Source organism: Mycoplana sp. ABR4_002, assembly GCF_056159645.1.
In genome coordinates, this window is record NZ_JBSWVO010000003.1 from 266,441 (window position 1) to 284,652 (window position 18,212).

Genomic DNA, 18,212 nt, shown 5'->3' on the forward strand with positions numbered 1-18,212 from the left:
GGAAGGAAAAGGAGCAGACAGTCAAAGCGTCTCTGTTCGTCAGCATGCTCTCGCCGCATGACGCCGGTCAAGTGAGTTGATCGCACCAGGCGGCTTCCACGAGCAAGGGAAAAGGTCTCGTCCATAGCAAACACAGGGTCCATCATTGTGGCCCTCACCGTCCTTAACACGAGCTTCTGATCCAGTGACCTGCCACTGAACTTTCATCCGGCTGCGATTAGAGCCTCGGCGGTTTTTGATACGCCAAATGGCGCGGCGGGAGCAACCGGCGGAAACGCGTAGCTTTCATCTTGCGCAGCGTTGGAGCCGGTTGCGGCGATTGTTCCGGCATAGTTTGCCGGGGTCTGATATCCGAGCGACGAGTGCGGCCGGAAATTGTTGTAATCCTCAGCCCATTCGGCAATGGCTCTGCGGGCATGGTCGAGGCCGAAGAACAGGCTCTCGTTGGGCAGCTCGTCGCGCATGCGCCCGTTGAAACTCTCGACATAGCCGTTCTGCATCGGTCTTCCTGGCGCGATGTAGTGCCACTCGACCTTGTGATCCTTCGACCAGGCGAGGATGGCATTCGAGGTGAGTTCGGTCCCATTGTCGGAGACGATCATGCCGAGCTTGCCGCGCCGTTCGACCAGCATCGTCAGTTCGCGAGCAACACGACGGCCAGAGATCGAGGTGTCCGGGATCGCCGCCAGGCATTCGCGCGTGACGTCATCGACGATGTTGAGCACGCGGAACCGCCTGCCGCAGGCAAACTGATCGTGGACGAAATCCAGCGACCAGCGGGCATTTGCCTTCGCCTCGACCAGGATCGGGGCGCGTGTGCCGACGGCACGTCGCCGGGCCTTTCGTTTGCGAACGGATAGTCCTTCCTCGCGATAGAGCCGGTAGATACGGTTGACACCGGATGGCTCTCCCTCCCGCCTGAGCAGGATGAACAGCCGTCGATATCCGAAACGCCGCCGTTCATTGGCTAGATCGCGCAACCTCGATCTCAGCTCGACCTCCGGCGGTCGGCAGGACTGATAACGGATCATCTTGCGGTCGGCGGAAATGATCTGGCAGGCCCGACGCTCCGAGAGGCCCATCATGGCCTTCAGATGCGCGACGGCGTCACGCTTGACGGCAGGCCCTACCATTTTTTTGATAGAAGCTCGCGAAGTGCGGCCACATCCAGCATCTGCTCGGCCAGCAGCTTCTTCAGCTTGGCGTTCTCGTCCTCTAGTGCCTTCAGTCGCTTAGCCTCGGAGACCTCCATGCCACCGTATTTGGCCTTCCAGTTGTAAAACGTCGCCTCGGAAATCCCGTGCTTGCGGCATAGGTCGGCCGCCTTCGCACCCGCCTCCTGCTCTCGCAAAACACCGATAATCTGCTCTTCCGTAAATCTCTGCTTCTTCATTCGTCCGTCCTCAATGGGAAGGACTCTAATCAATTGTGGAGGAAATTCTCAGTGGCAGGTCAACCTCACTGCGACGGAGTTTGCCGGTCTTGGTCACGGTACCGTCAGTATCTTCGGCATGAACGTGGAAGTTATGCTTGGCCAGATCAAGGCCTATCGTGGCAGCATTCATATTCACAGCTCCTGTTCAATTTTGGCGCGCTATCATACGGCCAATCGGTTCGGAGCGGGGCCGTCTTCCCCATCATTGGGCGGCTGCGAGACGAGTACTTGAATGAAACCCTCTTCTCGTCCCTGCCCCATGCCCGATCAGCGCTTTCAAACTGGCGCTGCGACTACAACGATCACCGACCGCACTCTGGCCTCGGCTGGCTGACACCTGCCGAGTACGCTCGGACCATCAACCCGCGACGTGATGCGGTGCTGCGCGGCCGAAATGGCTCGGCACCGCAACCCGCCGCTACCGACCCAAGTGTTGCAACCCAAAACCGCTGGAGCGAACTCAAAACTGGATAAAACTTGGGGGCAAGGTCATCAAGCACGTTAGAACAAAGCCCTACACACCCAAAGCCAACGAAAGCCATAGCGCTTCATCCAGACGGCGCTGCGCGAATGGGGTTATGCTGTCGTCTAGTCCACCACAGATCGCCGCACCGCGGATGGCTACACCGCTACAATTTGCATCGGCTCACGGCAAAACGCCAATCAGCCGCCTTGGCATAACCGTGGAGAATCTGTTGAGGCTCCACAGCTAGCGATCGCGCGCGTCAAGCTGTAGCGTGTTAGAGTACCTAGCAAAGTCACTCTTTAGCTGGCTGAAGGGCGGAGCGGTCTACGCCTTTACACTTGGATTGGTATGCGCCACGCACCGTTGCTTCGCACCTGAGAGAAGCTTGTCCATACATAATCGTTAATGAGCTGGTAGCTCTTTGACTTGACTTGGCGCTCGCACACCTTTTTCGACCTACTCGCATCGATCGAGTAAACCGGCGAACCAACTCCTATACAAGCTGATCTTAATTGCGCGATGCGCTATCAACCGGCTACCCGTATTGCATACCTGACTCTGGATGAAGCAGATCGCCGGACCGCCTCAGGTGCAACGTGGCCGAGATACCGGGAATGGCGCATCTAAATGGTGCGCGACTTTCCGTCTGCCGCCAGCGCTTGAAGCGAGCCTTCCGAATTTCCGGCTGAGCCGGGCCGGACGTGCGAACGCTCGTCCATCGCTCATCCATCGCTCGTCAGTCTGTATAGAGTTCGTAGTGCCTTACGCCCGGCTCGAATTCGAGCAGGTAGTCGGCATCGAAATCGTAATACTTGGCCGCCTCGTGATCGTCGCCGGCGAAGCGGCGAATGGCGGCGACGTCATCCCAGTAGGTGAGCATCTCAAAATGGACGATATCGCCCTCGACGCGGCGCAGGCACCAAGCGCCGCGGTTACCAGGCGTCGAGTGATACTCCGGAATTGCAACACTGCGCATCAGATCGAGGTAAATGTCGGCTTTGGCAAGAGGAACGACGCCGTGCCAGATTCGCGCTATCATCTCTAGTATCCCCGCATCTAGGTAACGTTGATATTCCTTAGGTCATCTCGTGTAGATTGCGCCGCGGCGTTTGACGACGAAGTGTACTGGAGGTGGTACCACCATTATCGAGTTCGCTGCGTTTACGAGAATTTGCGCGGCGCACCCGCACCCCGACCGGAAACTTGGGAACGTAGTCGTCGATGTTGCCAACATTTCAGCAATGAACGAGCGCTCTTGCAGGTTTCGAGCACGACGATCTCTTTCATGTGATCCTATTCGATTGTTGATTTGATTGTCGCCGAAAGTGGAGGCGGAAGCGATTGTCGTTCCGTCAGCCGATCTGGCGTAAGCCGGCATATTGCCGGCCCGTATGACGATACATCGAACACACAAATCCATCGAACGCGGTTATCTCGGTGTCGAATTATCGCCCGTGGCCGTAGGCTTCGCCGTCGCGGCCGATATCGGTCCGTTTCACGCCGCCAGACATGCCGGCCCGCAGCGCATCGAAAGATCGAAACAGGGGTCCCGGATCGTCGTTGAAGAAATAGACGGGCAGCCCGAACCGGGTTTGTTAGCCCTACCGCATCCGCTTCCGTCTAGAAGGCATGGATCGGCCCGACTATTGGCGCACGGGGACCGCGCCCCAAAGAATTCCGCTTCGGCAATCGCCATCGAACGTCAGTTCGCTGAATTTCCGGCCAGGTAAACCCACATCAGAAATAGACCTGCACCTATGAGGTCGAAACGAGCACGAGCAGGAGCGACAGGCCTTCAGTTCCACCACAATGTCGCGTGGATAGCGCATCAAGTACGTACCGGGTGGAATCAAACCGATGACACCACCGCGCATTCCTGTGCGGCAAGCGGATAGCGCTCATGGCTGGTGACGCGTCAGTGTCAGGGCCAGGTTACGCCTGTCGAACCGGGTTGAAAGGAAGACGATCGACTGGATCCGAACTACGCCGGTGATGTCGACGACTTCGTCGATGACGGCGTCAATGTCCTCGTTCATCGGCGCACTGACCTCGAGCAGCAGATCGAATTCGCCATTGACGGTCGCACACATGACGACCTCCGGCAGCTGCTCGATGCGATCGATCACTCGGCGCTGATTCTTGAGGTCGATCGAGACGAGCATGAGAGCGCGTACATAGGTGGCTTCATGAGCGGCGGAAACGAGTGCCGTATAGCCGGCGATCGTTCCCGATTTCTCCAGACGGACAATACGCTCATGGACGGTGGAGCGTGGCAGTCCGAGTTCCTTGGCGATAGCGGCTGTGGAGCGACGGGCATCATTTACAAGGAGCGCGAGTAAGCGGCGGTCGGTTTCGTCTTTGAGACGGTTCGTCAGCATCGCATTCCTGTCGATCTTCATTCAACAACCTATAGTGCTCACCCCCGCTCCGGCAAAACAATACCGGCCACAAGCGGGCTTAATCTATGCCGCAGACGAAGTTTGCCTAACAGGCATACGCGTATCACATATACGTTCAGATCGCGGGTAACCCCGAAATACCCCGGTCTCTGGACGTTCACCTAGCGGTGCCCTTCCACGCCGACATATCGCGCGATCAAACCGCGCGCATGATGTCGGAAAGCATCCAATTGTTGGACAAGATGTCCATGATCTGGACCTTTTCCGGCAACACTGTGAGCATGTCCTTGTCATTATCGAGATGGCGAATTCGGTTGGGATCCTGACCGGCCCAACGTGTCATCGCCTTGCGCGTGTCCCAGTAGGAAATGACGATAAACTCACTCTCGCCGCCGGGAAGGTCTTCGCGCAGCATCTGGACGCCGCGGGCGCCAAGCGACTCGAGCTTCTTGACGCCATGTTGATAGAGGTAAGTCTGGTAGGCGTCGCCGAGTCCGGCTCTCGCCGTTCCACGCCAAATGCGCGCGACGCCGCAGTTGCGATCGGTGGTGTCAGACATACATTGCTCCTGTTGCTGTTGGACGGTCTCAGCGCACCAGCGCCAGCGAGAACCAGGGAAAAATCGAGAGTATCGTCATGCCGATGAGGCATGAAACGAGGTAGGGCAGCATCGCCTTAAACACGGCCCCCGGCTTCATGCCCGTAGCGGCTGAGGCGATGAAGAGAACGATGCCGATCGGCGGGCTCGCCAGCCCCAGCACCACGTTGATGCAGATGACGACGCCAAAATGAATGGGGTCGATTCCGTAAACGTCCGTAGCTATCGGCAGCAGAATCGGCACCGTCATTATAAGTGCTGGAATGCCGTCGAGCACAGAGCCAAGGATCAGCACAATCGCGTTGGCGATCAGCATGAACGAGACTGGACCGTTGGCTATCGTCTGGATCCAGGAGGCGACATGCTGGGGAACCTTGCCGTAAATCAAGACCCAGCTCAAGACGGCAGCAACGGCGACAAGAAAGAGCACCATGCCTGACAACGTGCCAGCCCGCTGCAACATCCGCCATACGTCCGTGAGACCAAAGCGCGCGCCGTAGATTCGCGATACGATGAGTGACATCAACACAGCGAAGGCGGCCGATTCGGTGGGCGATGCGAAACCGGTGGCAATCGATCCGGTGATCGCCACCGGTATCATGAGCGCGGGAATACCCATTGCAGCGGCCTTCACCCGCTCGCCCCACATCATTCTTGGTTCCGCGGGAAACGGATTGAGCAAGCCGATTACGGCAATGCAGATGAAAATCCCGAACCCGAGCAGAAGCCCGGGAAGGATGCCGGCGAGGAACATGTCCCCGATTGCTACCTGGGCAATGACACCGAAGACGACGAAGGTGATCGACGGCGGGATGATGGGCGAGAGGAGACCGCCGGTGACGGTGAGCCCGACCGCAAATTCCCGCGCGTAACCGCGCCGTTCCATCTCCGGAACCATTAGCCGCGTCATAATTGCGGTCTGTGCGGCCGCCGAGCCGAGAATCGACGCCAACATCATGTTGGCAATCAGACAGATATAAGCGAGCCCGCCGCGAACCGAGCCCAAAAAGGCCGTAGCCATCCTAAAAAGACGCAGCGTGATGCCGCCGACATTCATGATCTCACCAACGAAGACGAAGAGCGGAAATGCGATCAAGCCGTAGGAGTTGATCCCGCCGAAAAGCTGGTGAAGGAGCGAGTCGAAAAGAACGGTATTGCCGGTCTCGAGTGAGAAAACCATTGCCGACAGGCAGACCGAGACGACGATCGGCACTCCGAGAAACATCAACGCCGTTACAGATGCGAGTGTGATCATGACGCGGCCCTCAATTTAGGAGAGGACGAGACTTCCGCCCCGAGAGAAGCAGGAACAGTTACCTTCCCGCTCACCGCTTCGAGAAGATTGGCTAGTGTGTGCACCACGAGAAAGACTACATAAACGGGAATAACGAGGTAGAAGACGAACCTCGGCACTTCGAGCGTGGTAGAACGTTCCAGATAGATGAAATTGCCGGTATCGACTGCGAACTTGCGGAAATCGAAACCGTGCTCATAGAGGGCGACAGGCTCAAACATCCGCCAGGCGAGAATGACGAGGGCAACGGCGAAGCCGAAGCCGATGAACGCGATTGCGACGCGCGTCACCCGGACGATGCGGGGGGGCGCATAGTCGAGAAGGAGGGTAACGGAGAATTCTTGCTTCAGCCGAGTGACGAGTGACGCGCCGATAAAGCTCATGGCCACCATTGAGAACGTCGCGGCCTCGTCAATCCAATAAATTGGATAGCCAAAATACCGGGCAAACATTCCGAAAATAACGAGGGCGAAGACTAAGGTCGCGAAAAAGCCGACGAGAAACCGTTCGATCTCGGTCACGCGGCCGCTCTGGCGAACGACGAATGCAGTTAACATTGCAGTAAGCCCCTCCCGGCTTGTAAGGAGATTAGAGGCTTGCGACCAGCGCGCGCATCTCCGCCACCATAGACGTTTTTGTCTGCCACTGCTCATCCCACTTTGCGGCAACATCGCCAAAAAAGGCGCTTTCGATCGGCACGATGTCGAGTTTGGTCTGCTTCAACTGGGAAAGGAAGTCTGCTTCTTTGGCAACGATACTGTCCTTCAGCACATCCAAATGCTTTGCCAATAGCCTGGTCAGGAGATCCCGATCGACCGGATCGAGGCCGCCCCACACGCGCGCGGATGCGACGGCGGCGCACCCGAACATGAAGTGATTAGTGACCATCAACTGCGAGAGGTGATCGTAGAAGCGGTAGACGGTGGCGCCCTCGAAATCCATGTCGATGGCATCAATCTGGCCATTGGCGAGCGCGTCATAGACTTCCGTGAAGGATACGGGGGTCGGGGCAGCGCCGACAAGGCCATAAAAATCCTTGTAGGGCGCGGCCGGCAGAATTCGGATCTTGATGCCGATGAAATCCTCGACCGAAGCAAATGTTTTTCGGGTGTAGATCTGACGCATCCCCGTCATGCCGTAGCCGAGCCCGACGAGGCCCACGTCGGGAAGCGATTCCAGGATCTTCAGCGCTTTCCCGTGTCGCAATACCGTGGCCGCCTGGCCGATGTCTTTGACTAGGAATGGCGCGAGGAGCGCCGCGAAGTCGGGCACGTGGTTGGCCATTTCCGGGATGGTGATCCAGGCGAGGTCGAGCGCCCCGGTCTGCAGTTGCTGGATCATTGCCGACTCGTTGCCAAGTTGGGCCGCGGGAAACACCACGAGACTGAGGCGTCCGCCGGATTGAGCCTTCAGGTCTTCAGAGAAGACCGCAAGCTGCCTGTTCCAGGAATGACTGTCTGGAGTGATGATGCCGATTCGTAGCTCGCGTGTCGCGATCTGCCCGGAGGCAGGCGAAATGATGGCCGCGGCTGCGAGACCGGACGTGCAAGCGATGAAATTGCGACGCGAAATCATGATTGCTCCATTGTCCATGTGCCGACGCTATGGCTCGGCTCACGGTTTCGTTAATACATCCGTATGATACATTTGTTTTAAACCTTGTCAAAACATATTTTTAACGGTTAGGATACCTCAAACCGGAACGAGGCTACCTTCATGTCCAATTCACCTGAACCGCCAACAGAAACTAAAGAAAGGCGGTCATATTCAAAGTACTCGCCCAGCGACACGCGCGATCGCATCCTCATCGCGGGCCAGCACTTTTTTGCCGAACAAGGATTTGAAGGCGCAACCCTGCGCGACATAACCGATGCAGCACAGGTCAATCTGGCGGCAGTAAACTACCATTTCGGTTCGAAGGACGAACTCTTGCGAAATGTACTGGAGGCCGGGATTGCGCCGATCGTGGGTGCGCGCATGGTCGCGCTCGACGACTGCCTGACCTGCTACGGCACGATCCCGCCGCTCGATGCCATGGTGGAAGCCCTCGTGCGCCCGCTGGTGGCCCTTTCGTCCGGGAACCACCGCGACATCATGCGCATCCTCATGCACGCTCGCACTGCGAAGAATTCCTGGATTGGCGACCTCGTTGCCGATCGCTTCAAACCGTTGCATGAGCGGTTTGTCGACGTATTGCAGCGCATTCTCCCGGATCTGTCGCGGTCCGAAGTGGCCTTCCGGTACGACGGAGGACGTTCGGCGACGCTTCAGATCTTGGTCGACCTTGCGCCTGCTGCGCGTCTCGTTGATGGGCTCGACGCCAACCCGCAACCCGATCAGGAGCTGCTAGTGCGGCGGCTGATCTCTTTCATCGCCGCCGGATTCCGAGCCCCGCCCACGCGCTGACCGTTGTTTCGGCTCCGGCGAACCGCTCGCAATCGAATACAGGCCATCGACGCGACGATACGGCTTGCGAAACTCAACAATCTTTGCCAATATCAAACATACGTTTCAATTTGGTGTTTCATGTCGCATCCTACCCCTTCCCTTCTCATTGGCGGCCGAAGAAAAGCCGGCAGCGGCGCGCCGGCTCGCATTATCGACCCTGCCACAGGCGCGCTACTTTCTGAATATTCCGGCGCGAGTTCCGATGACATCGACGCGGCCGTCGACGCGGCTGGCGCGGCGGCTCCCCGCTGGGCGGCAACCCATCCGTTCGCCCGCGCGCAAGTGCTCCGTCATGCGGCAATCGCTTTGCGCCAGCGATCGGAAGCCGCCGCCAACCTCATCACCGCGGAAAACGGAAAGCCCCTCACGGAAGCCCGCGCAGAAGTCTTCGCGTGTGCCGAGGTGCTCGAATTCTACGCAGACGAGGCGAGTCGGATCGTCGGTAGTGTCAGGTCAGGCCGGGCTGGTGATGCTTTAATCGTTACCTTGCGTGAACCGGTCGGCGTTGTCGCCGCGTTCGCGCCATGGAATTTCCCGATGATCAACATCGTACGCAAAGTCGCTCCGGCGCTTGCGGCTGGTTGTTCGGTCGTCGCGAAGCCCGCGGAAGAAACGCCCGGTGCTCCACTTCTCCTGGGTGAGATCATCGTCGAAGCACTGAATGCAGGCGAACACCCGGCCGGCGCAATCGGCATGCTTTTCGGAGATCCCGCGATGATATCGAGCCGACTGATCGCTGCACCTAGCGTGCGCAAGATTTCGTTTACTGGCTCGACCGCGGTCGGCCGTCAACTTGCGTGTATGTCCGGCAAGCATCTGAAGCGCTCTACACTCGAGCTCGGCGGCCACGCACCTGTCATCATTGCGCCAGACGCCGATCCCGTCGCTGCGGCAAAGATGGCGGCCGCCGCCAAGTTTCGCAATGCCGGACAGACCTGCAATTCCGCAAGCCGGTTCTACGTACATGCCAGCATCCGCCCGGCATTCGTGGCCGAGCTCGCCCGGTTTGCGGACGCGGTGAAAGTCGGCGACGGACGGAACCCTGAGACGACGATGGGTCCGTTGTCGAACGCGCGTCGACTAGCTGCCGTTGAGCTACTTGTCAGTGATGCGCTCGCTAAGGGCGCGCGTTTGGTCGCAGGCGGTGCTAGGCTCGAACGGCCCGGCTTTTTCCACGCGCCGACCGTGCTCGACGAAGTGCCTTCGCACGCTCGCATCATGCAAGAGGAGCCCTTCGGCCCCGTAGCTCCGGTCGTCGGCTACGAAGCGCTCGACGAGGCGCTCGCGCTTGCCAACGCGACTCCCTTCGGGCTTGCCGGTTACATCGTCAGCCGCGATGCACCGACAATCCGCCACCTCACCCGCAAGATGCGCGCCGGTGCTATCGGGATCAACACTTTTGTAGTAGCACTGCCGGAGGCACCCTTCGGCGGTCTCGGCGACAGCGGCTGGGGATATGAAGGTGGACCTGAAGGCCTTGAAGCCTACCTCCAGATTCGTATGCTCCACGAGGCGTGAACCCCATGTCGTCGCTTACCCTGCTTGAAGCCGATTTCGTCATTGTCGGCGGTGGTTCTGCCGGATGTGTACTCGCCGCGCGCCTCTCCACCTCCGGCCGTCATCGCGTCGTGCTCGTCGAAGCCGGCCGCGACCAGCCGCCCGACAGGGTCGAGGCTGACATCCTCGATTCCTACCCGCGCGTCGCCTATTTTAACCCCAGAAACGTCTGGCCGGAGCTCAAGGTCTTTCTAGAGCCGGCCCAGAACAACGGACCCGCTTCAGTCAAGCCAAAGCGTTACGAACAGGCGCGGATCATGGGTGGGGGTTCGAGCTTAAACGATATGCAGGCCAATCGCGGTCTCCCCAGCGACTATGAGGACTGGGCTTCGTCCGGGGCAATTGGCTGGCGCTGGAACGATGTTCTACCCTACTTCAAGCGTCTCGAGCGCGATATGGATTTCGGCGGTCCTTTGCATGGCGACCGGGGACCGATTCCGATTCGCCGGATCATGCCGGAAGTTTGGCCAGGCTTTTCGCGGGCTGCAGCTGACGCCATGGCACAGGCCGGGTTTCCGCCGATTGACGACCAGAATGGTGATTTCCGCGAAGGCTATTTTCCGGTAGCCATCTCAAACCTCTACGATAGGCGCGTGTCAGCCGCCACGGCGTATCTCGACAATGCGGCTCGTCGGCGCACAAATCTAAAAATCCTAACCGATACGGTCGTCACACGCCTCATCATCGTGGGTAACCGTGTGCTCGGCATCGAGGCTCGCGGCCCCAAAGGGGTCATTAAGATAGAGGCCGGCGAGACCATCCTTTCCGCCGGTGCAATTCACAGCCCTGCCATGCTGCTTCGCGCCGGCATCGGACCCGGCGAGGAACTGCGCCAGCATGGAATTGCAGTCGCCGCCAACCGCCGAGGAGTTGGGCGTGGGCTGCAAGAACATCCGGCACTTTCGGTTTCCGCATACATCCGCAAAGGCGCCCGCCTGACACCAGCACTGCGCCGCCATACACATCTCGGCCTGCGCTACTCCTCAAGGTGCGCCGGTTGCCCCACGGGAGACATGTACATGGTGGCGCTGTCTAGAACCGGCTGGCATCCCGTTGGATTGCAGCTTGGATCCCTCGTGACCTGGGTGCAGCGGCCGTTTTCGCGCGGCAGCGTCACACTCACCAGCGCCAAGCCCGAAAGCGAACCGAGGGTAGAGTTCGCGCTCCTGGCGGACTACCGCGACGCTCTGCGTCTGATGGACGGGGTTAGAACTGCGGCGCGGCTTTTCGACCAGCCAGCACTCAAGGCGGTAACGCAGGATCCCTTTCCGACGAGCTACAGCGAACGCGTGCGTGATCTTGGAATCGTTTCGACCAAGAATCTCATCCTCACGCGCATTCTCGCAAACCTTCTCGACGGCCCTAACTGGCTGCGCCGGCTCAGCCTCCGACGGCTGGTTACCGAGAGCGATCCGCTCGACGCGATTCTCGCCGACGAAGACCTACTTGAAGCGTTCGTACGCTCCACCGTCCACGGGGTGTGGCATGCCTCCTGTTCGTGCCGCATTGGCGCTGAAAGCGACCCGGACGCGGTAGTGTCGCCATCAGGCAAAGTCTATGGAGTCGCAGGCCTGCGTGTCGTCGACGCATCAGTGATGCCTTCTGTGCCTTCCGCCAACACAAACATTCCGACGATTATGATTGCAGAAAAGATGAGCGACGCGATCCTTGCCGAGAACGCAATCACTCCGGTCGCCGGACCGCTGGCCGACTGACATGCCGACACTTCGGATCACCACCACACGCGGCTGGATAACCGACGTATCAGAGCTGCTTTCTCGTCTCAGGGAAGCGTCGATGGCAGCGCTTAGCGCTCCGGCCTCGGCATTTGCCCTCAGTCTTGACGAATACGAACCCGGTACGTTTCTGGTACCGGAAGGTCGTGGTTTCGCCTATACTATGATAGACATACTGCTATTCCCCGGTCGTTCGCGCGACACACAGAGCGCCCTTATCGACGCCCTTGCCGATATTTTCACCGATTTCGGCCTGCATCGCGAAGATCTCGACATCTTTATAGCCGAGGTCAGGCTCGATGCGTCCTTCATTGCCGGTAGGCGATTGCCTAATTGACCGCGGGCGCCAACACAAACGCCTACGACCGTGCGGACGCTACTACGAGAACGAACCATGCGTTTGCCGATACCGGTGCATGCCGCCCAAAGCCAAACGTGAGGCCGCGGAGGCTGTCGAGCGGGTCTCAACAAGCGGAAATCTCTTCGTCGTACCTCATCACAATCACCCTCGCCACACACATTCATCGCATCGGCGCACTAACGCATTGAAAATGCCACGACAGGCATCGGTTACTTGTTCTCAGAGAGCCTCGGGCATAGTTCGATCACCCCTCAATAACGTGATAGCTGCCAGCCGTCGTTTCGTCGACAGACTATGCGATCGGCCGACGGATTTAACGATGCTTCCGACAGCAGTTCAAGCGAAACTCCAAGCGTCTGTTAAAACAGAGGAACAAACATGCGTGGCGCAGATTTGATTGTGCAGATGTTGTTGGCCCATGGAGTCGACGTAGTCTTCGGGGTGCCTGGTGATACCAACGTTCCTTTCTACGACGCTTTGCGTGAGGCCCAGGACCGTATGCGGCACGTCATGACACGGGACGAACGTTCGGCGGGTTACATGGCCGACGCCTATGCGCGGCTCACCAATCGCCCTGCGGTTGTCGAGGCACCGAGCGGCGCCGGCGCCATGTACGCGTTGCCGCCCATTGCCGAAGCGAATGAAAGCTCCTTGCCGGTCATCTTGATCACCTGCGACACCCCGCTGTGGGCCGAACGTCGCGGCGTCATCACTGAACTGGACTGCGCCAAACTGTTCGAACCAGTGACGAAGGGCTCCTGGCAGGTGAAGGCGGCCGATCGCATTCCCGACATGGTGCGACGCGCCTTTCGCACCGCGACTGCGGGCAGGCCGGGCGCCGTACATCTTGTCATTCCGGAGGATGTGCTTGAGCAGGACGTCGACCCCTCACGCCTCTCACTTCATGCAGATACGGCATATGCCACTTTTCCAGCACACCGGCCCGCTCCGCAAGAGGGGGAGCTGGCAATGCTTATTTCCCTAATCGCTTCGGCCAAGCGCCCCCTATTTGTGGCTGGAGGCGGCGTAAACCGCTCGGCTGCAGGCGATGCGCTGCGGGAGGTAGCCGAGAAATATGGCATCCCGGTCGTCAACACCATCACGGGGCAAACCGCCTTGCCCGATACACATCCGCTGGCAATCGGCGTCGCCGGCGATAATGGCTTCCACCCTCACGCCAACCGCGCGGTGGAGGCTGCCGATCTCCTCGTCTATGTCGGCTGTCGCGTCGGGTCGGTTGTGACCGTCGGCTGGACATTTCCAAGGCCGGACCCGGAGCGGCGAATCGTCCAGATCGATCTCGATCCAGAAGTAATCGGCAACAATACAAAGAACACGCTCAGCATACATGGTGATGCTCGACGCGTGCTCAAGATGCTGGCCGCACGCGCCGGTCCCCGTTCGGTCGTCGACCGGGAATGGGTTTCCACCATCAATGCCTGGCGAGCGGCTTTCTGGGACCAAGCCGAGACCGAGATGCAGCTCGAAACCGTTCCTCTCAAGCCGCAGCGGGTGGTCAAGGCGCTGGCCGACCAGCTCGAAGAGTGCGGACCGGTCTCGATACTCTCGGATCCCGGTACGCCGACGCCGCACATGACGCGGTTGTTGCGGCTGCCGGGTGAGGGTTCCACCTTCATCATTCCGCGCGGCTTCGGCGGTCTCGGCTATGCGTTGCCAGCTGTCCTCGGCGCCTGGTTGGCGCGGCCGGACGCGCGGCCGATCGGCCTTTTCGGCGACGGCTCCTTCGGTATGAGTTGCGGCGAACTGGAAACGCTGGCCCGCCTCAACGTGCCGACCATCCTACTTCACTTCAACAACGGCTGCTACGGCTGGATCAAGGCTCTGCAACGCCTGCATGGCAATAACGCCACCTATTCGGTCGACTTCACCCAGCTCGATGCCGCAGGCATTGCTGAAGCCTTCGGCTTGAAAGCTTGGCGGGCCACGGACGCGGCCTCGCTCGATGAGGCGCTTGCGGCCGCTTTCGCTCATGATGGTCCTGCCTTTGTCGACATCGTCGTCGAATCAATCGCCGACATCGCACCACCTGTCGTCTCATGGTTGCGTCGCGCGGGCCGCGATCCCCTGATGCCGCAGGGTGAACTGCGCCTTACCGAGCTTTCGGGAGCTCCCTGACATTGACCTCCTAGAAGTCGATCTAGCAAGCCCTCGCCAATAACATTCACTGCATCCTCACAATGGGCGAACCGGAAAGCCATAACGCCACACGGATAGTTCGATCGCCCCTCGATGACGTGGCAACCAACGACTTCAACCAAATCTGGCTCGAATTAAAACTTAGGTATTGACCTAAGTTTTAATTCGAGCCAGATTGGTCACAGCTCCAAGATGCGAAACAGTGATAGCAGGAAAACAAACTTTGGCTGAAACCGAACTCAGGGTAGCGATAACTAAGAGTGCTTCCATCGATGGCATTTTTCGCGCCTTGTCCGACCCAACACGCCGCAGTGTAATTGAGCGATTGAGCGCAAAGCCTTCGTCGGTCAGTCAACTCGCTGCAGCATATTCGATGGCGCTACCATCGTTCGCCGAGCATCTGAAGGTACTCGAAAGCGTGGGACTAGTCCGGTCGCGAAAGGTTGGACGGGTGCGAACCTACCAGCTTGAACCCCAGCAGCTAAAACTCGCGGAAGACTGGCTCTCCGAGCAGCGTTCCATCTGGATGGGTCGGCTGGACCGGCTCGACAGCTATCTATTGTCCCTCAAGAAAGAGAAATCGCAATGACGCCTTTTCCCGTAAAAGTAGACCCCACGCTTGATTTGGTGCTGGAACGCGAGATCGACGTCCCTGTTGACCTAGTTTGGAATGCTTGGACCACTGCTGAAAGCATAAAAAGCTGGTTCGTACCGAAACCGTGGATTGTCACCGAGTGTGAAATCGATCTGCGGCCGGGTGGCATATTCCGAACAACGATGCGCTCTCCAAATGGAGAAGAGTTCCCAAATATAGGCTCATATATCGAAGTCATCCCGAACAGGCGGCTGGCCTTCACCGACGCGCTACTGCCAGGCTTTCGGCCTGCGGCAAAACCCTTCTTTTCCGCGGTCTTATCGCTCGAGCCCTTCAGTGGCGGCACGCGATACACGGCCATTGCCATCCACAACGACGAAGCCGCGCGCAAATCCCACGAAGAAATGGGCTTCTACAACGGATGGACAACAGTAGTCGACCAAATGGTAGCGTACATCAGATCCTCCGCTCACTGACCGTCGCCAGCTAATCGGAGCACCGATATGACCGATTTTGAATTCACTGCCCGTACCGCTCGTCTTGCGGGTGTCGCTGCAGGATTACTTTTCTTTCTCATCCCGACAGTTGAGATTTTCCGTCGGCCCAACTTCGATATTGAGCGTCACGCGATAAGCATGCTAAGCCTCGGTGAGGGTGGCTGGATAATGAAGGCAGTGTTCATTGTCAGCGGTCTACTGACCCTATTTTGCGCCTGGGGTAGCCACCAGGCGATCGGCAAGAGTCTGGCGGGTTTTGTTCTCCCAATGCTAATTGCCCTCTACGGTGTGGGGCTGATACTGGCGGGCATGTTCGACGCACCAGCCGGGTTGGGCTTTCCGGTGGGAACCCCCATCGACCAGGAGCCAGTCATGACGACGGGCGCGATGTTGCACAGCCTAGCGTTCATGGTCGCATTTGGCGCACTGATTCTTTTGTGCTTTGCCTTCGTTTGGTATTTCGCATTTCGCGGTCAGGTTGCATTCGCCGCCCTGTCTGCCGCAACAGGCTTAGCGTTGCCAACTCTCATTTTCCTCGGTATCTCGTCCGTTATCGCGCCGGGCATCGCCTTTTATTGGGCTGCCATGGCAGGATGGGCATGGCTTTGCGTGAGTCTTTTAATGATCAGATCATAATTCCGATTCTGCCATATATCGCCATACAATGAATACTTAAGCGGTAGAGCACATTCACACTCGCCAGTTACCTTCGAACAGCAGTGCTTCACGGAGTTCAACATTGACACGAAGAGATTTTGATCCAGAAACGGTCGCACCGGACGGAAGGCCCGCCACCAAAGGTTTCGTTTACAACGCCCACGCAGAGGGGCCGTGGCGCGGTGTACTCCCGGGAGAGGCTATAAATGGGCCAATCACCGTTCTTGCGTATGGCAATGATACGCCGGGGGAAGGCCCCCGGCTGCATGTTCATCCTTATGACGAGATCTTTGTTGTTGTCGCGGGAAGGGCTAGGTTCTTTGTTGGAGACGATGTCATCGAAGCTAGCGCGGGTGAGGCCGTGCTGGGACCCGCGGGCGTTCCGCATAGGTTCGAGAATATGGGCCCAGGACGGCTACAAACGATAGACATTCACCACTCGACCCGCTGGATACAGGCAGACATCGACTGAACAGGCCCCTGAACATTAAATGGGCACAGATATACGGTAGGCGCATCATATCGAGAACGACAGGGGTCGGAAGCCCGTTTCGTCGAGTGCCGACTTGTCCTCCCATATGTAGTCGCCGGTAAGATTTACGTGCTCCCAGCTGAGCGGAGATAAACTCGATAGCAAATTATCGGGGACACTCTGCCCAGCTCCATGCAATGCATCGACGACCCGGCCGGTATAGATTGTGTTTCAGTGGATGATGGCTGTGACGACCAGGTTGAGAGCGGATGCCCGGATCGAAAGGTTCTCCTGGCTGCGATCGCGGAAGCGGCCGAGGCGATGGAGATTGACCGCCCGCACGAGGCTGTTGCGGCTTTCCCCTTTGTTCAGCTCTGCCGTTGTTGTCTTTCTCAGTTCCTCGTCGTTGATCCAGTCCAGCGTGAACAGAGTTCGCTCGATCCGGCCCATCCGACGTAATGCCTGGGCAAGACCGCTCTGCCTGGTCGTTGATGACAGCCGTTTGAGCATGAGCGAGGCGCTGACGGTGCAGGTGCGCAGCGAGGTCATCAAGCGCAGTTTCTCGTCCCAGTGCGCCCGGATCAGATCGGCGTCGATGCGATGGTGCGGTTGAACTCTCCGAAATCCGTCGGCAGAAGGAAGCCTGGCAGAGGGAGGCATCGATCGCCTTTGCGACGCATCGCACGGGAGAGGGCCTGTCAATCTATGCCGAGCGTGGCGCGGTCCGGTTTCTCGACAATCGCATCGACGCCCGAGCGGCTTTGGTCAGCGACTATCTCTCAGACAAGGAGGCCCACCCTTCCGGCTCACGCATCGCACTGGCCCATCGCCGCGTCGATGTCCGTGCGATCAATACCGACATCCGGTTAGGCCTTCAGGAGCGTCGCCAACTGGCGCGGGGCGACGAGGAGGATGCGGCACTTGGGCGTGAACGCGTTTACCGCACCAACGATGGCGAGCGGTCCTTTGCCCGCGGTGACCGCATCGTGCTTCTCGAAAACAACCGGGATCTCGGCGTGAAGAACGGCATGCTTGGCACCGTTGAGGCCGTCGAGCCGGACGCACTACAGATACGTCTCGACGGCGGTGCGGGCGCAGCTAAAAGCACCCGCTCAATCTCCATACCGGTCAACAGTTACCAATCCTTTGACCATGGCTACGCGACGACCATCCATAAGTCGCAAGGGGCAACGGTCGATCGCGCCTTTGTCATGGCATCGACCACCATGGACCGGCATCTTGCCTATGTCGCAATGACCCGCCATCGCGAGCATGTGCGGCTCTATGCCGGCCAGGACGAGCTCAAAGACATCGCGGCGCTGAGCGCCAGCATGGGGCGATCGGGGGCGAAGGAAACGACGCTCGACTACACCGGCACCTTTGCCACACGCCGGGGACTTGCTGAAGGGTTCGGCATCCGAAGCGAGATTGCCTTCGCTGCCGCGCCCGACGCGGCCAGGTCAAGTGCTGTCTATGAACGGCAAGGTGGATCTGAGGCGGGCGAGGGACCGAGGGAAAAGGTCGAGCCGCTCATTCCGGC

At 58.7% G+C, this 18,212-nt stretch carries 17 protein-coding genes and 4 pseudogenes; 12 read left to right on the forward strand and 9 right to left on the reverse strand.

Going from position 1 to position 18,212, the window contains the following annotated elements:
• Positions 1-203: 203 nt before the first annotated feature.
• Both ACXAGF_RS23600 and ACXAGF_RS23605 read right to left on the reverse strand, forming a co-directional pair.
• Positions 204-1,393, reverse strand: a protein-coding gene (locus ACXAGF_RS23600) for an IS3 family transposase (protein ID WP_475019953.1) whose coding sequence is annotated in 2 segments (ribosomal slippage) — positions 204-1,141 and positions 1,141-1,393 — 1,191 coding nt in all. Because the reading frame shifts where the segments join, the coding sequence is not laid out codon by codon here.
• A gap of 61 nt (positions 1,394-1,454) precedes the next feature.
• A pseudogene (locus ACXAGF_RS23605) lies at positions 1,455-1,565 on the reverse strand (IS110 family transposase); the annotation flags it as partial.
• A gap of 74 nt (positions 1,566-1,639) precedes the next feature.
• Between ACXAGF_RS23605 and ACXAGF_RS23610 the strand changes: the two are divergent.
• Both ACXAGF_RS23610 and ACXAGF_RS23615 read left to right on the forward strand, forming a co-directional pair.
• Positions 1,640-1,909: pseudogene (locus tag ACXAGF_RS23610) on the forward strand (integrase core domain-containing protein); the annotation flags it as partial.
• A gap of 17 nt (positions 1,910-1,926) precedes the next feature.
• Positions 1,927-2,148 (forward strand): annotated as a pseudogene (locus ACXAGF_RS23615) (IS481 family transposase); the annotation flags it as partial.
• Between the two features lie 489 nt (positions 2,149-2,637).
• On the opposite strand, the gene ACXAGF_RS23620 reads toward ACXAGF_RS23615, so the two are convergent.
• The 6 genes from ACXAGF_RS23620 to ACXAGF_RS23645 form a co-directional block, all read right to left on the reverse strand.
• Positions 2,638-2,940, reverse strand: a complete 303-nt coding sequence (locus ACXAGF_RS23620) for an antibiotic biosynthesis monooxygenase family protein (protein WP_475019974.1) — start codon at positions 2,938-2,940, stop codon at positions 2,638-2,640.
• 859 nt (positions 2,941-3,799) lie between these two features.
• Positions 3,800-4,300 (reverse strand): Lrp/AsnC family transcriptional regulator, encoded by a 501-nt coding sequence (locus ACXAGF_RS23625; RefSeq protein ID WP_475019975.1) that lies wholly within the window; start codon positions 4,298-4,300, stop codon positions 3,800-3,802.
• Positions 4,301-4,496: 196 nt separating this feature from the next.
• Entirely contained in the window at positions 4,497-4,859 is a 363-nt protein-coding gene (locus ACXAGF_RS23630; protein WP_475019976.1) for an antibiotic biosynthesis monooxygenase family protein, read from the reverse strand.
• Positions 4,860-4,887: 28 nt separating this feature from the next.
• Positions 4,888-6,153: a TRAP transporter large permease gene (locus tag ACXAGF_RS23635; protein ID WP_475019977.1), complete on the reverse strand. Its 1,266-nt coding sequence runs from the start codon at positions 6,151-6,153 to the stop codon at positions 4,888-4,890.
• Positions 6,150-6,713, reverse strand: coding sequence for a TRAP transporter small permease (locus ACXAGF_RS23640; protein WP_475019978.1), 564 nt, complete (start codon positions 6,711-6,713; stop codon positions 6,150-6,152). The genes ACXAGF_RS23635 and ACXAGF_RS23640 overlap by 4 nt, the downstream gene beginning before the upstream one ends.
• 67 nt (positions 6,714-6,780) lie before the next feature.
• Positions 6,781-7,767, reverse strand: a complete 987-nt coding sequence (locus ACXAGF_RS23645; protein ID WP_475019979.1) for a TRAP transporter substrate-binding protein — start codon at positions 7,765-7,767, stop codon at positions 6,781-6,783.
• A gap of 141 nt (positions 7,768-7,908) precedes the next feature.
• On the opposite strand from ACXAGF_RS23645, the gene ACXAGF_RS23650 reads away from it, so the two are divergent.
• From ACXAGF_RS23650 to ACXAGF_RS23690, 9 genes are all read left to right on the forward strand, one after another.
• Positions 7,909-8,598: a TetR/AcrR family transcriptional regulator gene (locus tag ACXAGF_RS23650; RefSeq protein ID WP_475019980.1), complete on the forward strand. Its 690-nt coding sequence runs from the start codon at positions 7,909-7,911 to the stop codon at positions 8,596-8,598.
• A 3-nt stretch (positions 8,599-8,601) separates the two neighbouring features.
• Positions 8,602-10,158 (forward strand): aldehyde dehydrogenase family protein, encoded by a 1,557-nt coding sequence (locus ACXAGF_RS23655; protein ID WP_475019981.1) that lies wholly within the window; start codon positions 8,602-8,604, stop codon positions 10,156-10,158.
• A gap of 5 nt (positions 10,159-10,163) precedes the next feature.
• Complete coding sequence (locus ACXAGF_RS23660) at positions 10,164-11,912, forward strand: GMC family oxidoreductase (RefSeq protein WP_475019982.1); 1,749 nt, start codon at positions 10,164-10,166, stop codon at positions 11,910-11,912.
• An 82-nt stretch (positions 11,913-11,994) separates the two neighbouring features.
• Positions 11,995-12,270: a tautomerase family protein gene (locus tag ACXAGF_RS23665; RefSeq protein WP_475019983.1), complete on the forward strand. Its 276-nt coding sequence runs from the start codon at positions 11,995-11,997 to the stop codon at positions 12,268-12,270.
• Positions 12,271-12,672: 402 nt separating this feature from the next.
• Positions 12,673-14,430: a thiamine pyrophosphate-binding protein gene (locus tag ACXAGF_RS23670; protein ID WP_475019984.1), complete on the forward strand. Its 1,758-nt coding sequence runs from the start codon at positions 12,673-12,675 to the stop codon at positions 14,428-14,430.
• Between the two features lie 244 nt (positions 14,431-14,674).
• Positions 14,675-15,040, forward strand: coding sequence for an ArsR/SmtB family transcription factor (locus tag ACXAGF_RS23675; RefSeq protein ID WP_475019985.1), 366 nt, complete (start codon positions 14,675-14,677; stop codon positions 15,038-15,040).
• Entirely contained in the window at positions 15,037-15,522 is a 486-nt protein-coding gene (locus tag ACXAGF_RS23680; RefSeq protein WP_475019986.1) for an SRPBCC family protein, read from the forward strand. The genes ACXAGF_RS23675 and ACXAGF_RS23680 overlap by 4 nt, the downstream gene beginning before the upstream one ends.
• A 27-nt stretch (positions 15,523-15,549) precedes the next feature.
• Positions 15,550-16,179: a DUF998 domain-containing protein gene (locus tag ACXAGF_RS23685; protein WP_475019987.1), complete on the forward strand. Its 630-nt coding sequence runs from the start codon at positions 15,550-15,552 to the stop codon at positions 16,177-16,179.
• Between the two features lie 103 nt (positions 16,180-16,282).
• The gene (locus ACXAGF_RS23690) at positions 16,283-16,672 is read left to right on the forward strand and encodes a cupin domain-containing protein (protein ID WP_475019988.1); all 390 of its coding nucleotides are present in this window, start codon (positions 16,283-16,285) and stop codon (positions 16,670-16,672) included.
• A 45-nt stretch (positions 16,673-16,717) separates the two neighbouring features.
• Here the strand turns inward: ACXAGF_RS23690 and ACXAGF_RS23695 are convergent.
• A pseudogene (locus ACXAGF_RS23695) lies at positions 16,718-17,272 on the reverse strand (Tn3 family transposase); the annotation flags it as partial.
• Between the two features lie 161 nt (positions 17,273-17,433).
• On the opposite strand from ACXAGF_RS23695, the gene ACXAGF_RS23700 reads away from it, so the two are divergent.
• The coding region (locus ACXAGF_RS23700; RefSeq protein WP_475019989.1) for an ATP-binding domain-containing protein at positions 17,434-18,212 on the forward strand (779 nt) is incomplete at its 3' end.

Excerpts from the sequence above, each read along its gene's own strand:
- ACXAGF_RS23630 (WP_475019976.1), bottom strand. The coding sequence starts at position 4,859 with ATGTCTGACACCACCGATCGCAACTGCGGCGTCGCGCGCATTTGGCGT.
- ACXAGF_RS23645 (WP_475019979.1), bottom strand. The coding sequence starts at position 7,767 with ATGATTTCGCGTCGCAATTTCATCGCTTGCACGTCCGGTCTCGCAGCC.
- ACXAGF_RS23620 (WP_475019974.1), bottom strand. The coding sequence starts at position 2,940 with ATGATAGCGCGAATCTGGCACGGCGTCGTTCCTCTTGCCAAAGCCGAC.
- ACXAGF_RS23685 (WP_475019987.1), top strand. The coding sequence starts at position 15,550 with ATGACCGATTTTGAATTCACTGCCCGTACCGCTCGTCTTGCGGGTGTC.
- ACXAGF_RS23650 (WP_475019980.1), top strand. The coding sequence starts at position 7,909 with ATGTCCAATTCACCTGAACCGCCAACAGAAACTAAAGAAAGGCGGTCA.
- ACXAGF_RS23665 (WP_475019983.1), top strand. The coding sequence starts at position 11,995 with ATGGCAGCGCTTAGCGCTCCGGCCTCGGCATTTGCCCTCAGTCTTGAC.
- ACXAGF_RS23660 (WP_475019982.1), top strand. The coding sequence starts at position 10,164 with ATGTCGTCGCTTACCCTGCTTGAAGCCGATTTCGTCATTGTCGGCGGT.
- ACXAGF_RS23635 (WP_475019977.1), bottom strand. The coding sequence starts at position 6,153 with ATGATCACACTCGCATCTGTAACGGCGTTGATGTTTCTCGGAGTGCCG.
- ACXAGF_RS23680 (WP_475019986.1), top strand. The coding sequence starts at position 15,037 with ATGACGCCTTTTCCCGTAAAAGTAGACCCCACGCTTGATTTGGTGCTG.
- ACXAGF_RS23670 (WP_475019984.1), top strand. The coding sequence starts at position 12,673 with ATGCGTGGCGCAGATTTGATTGTGCAGATGTTGTTGGCCCATGGAGTC.
- ACXAGF_RS23625 (WP_475019975.1), bottom strand. The coding sequence starts at position 4,300 with ATGAAGATCGACAGGAATGCGATGCTGACGAACCGTCTCAAAGACGAA.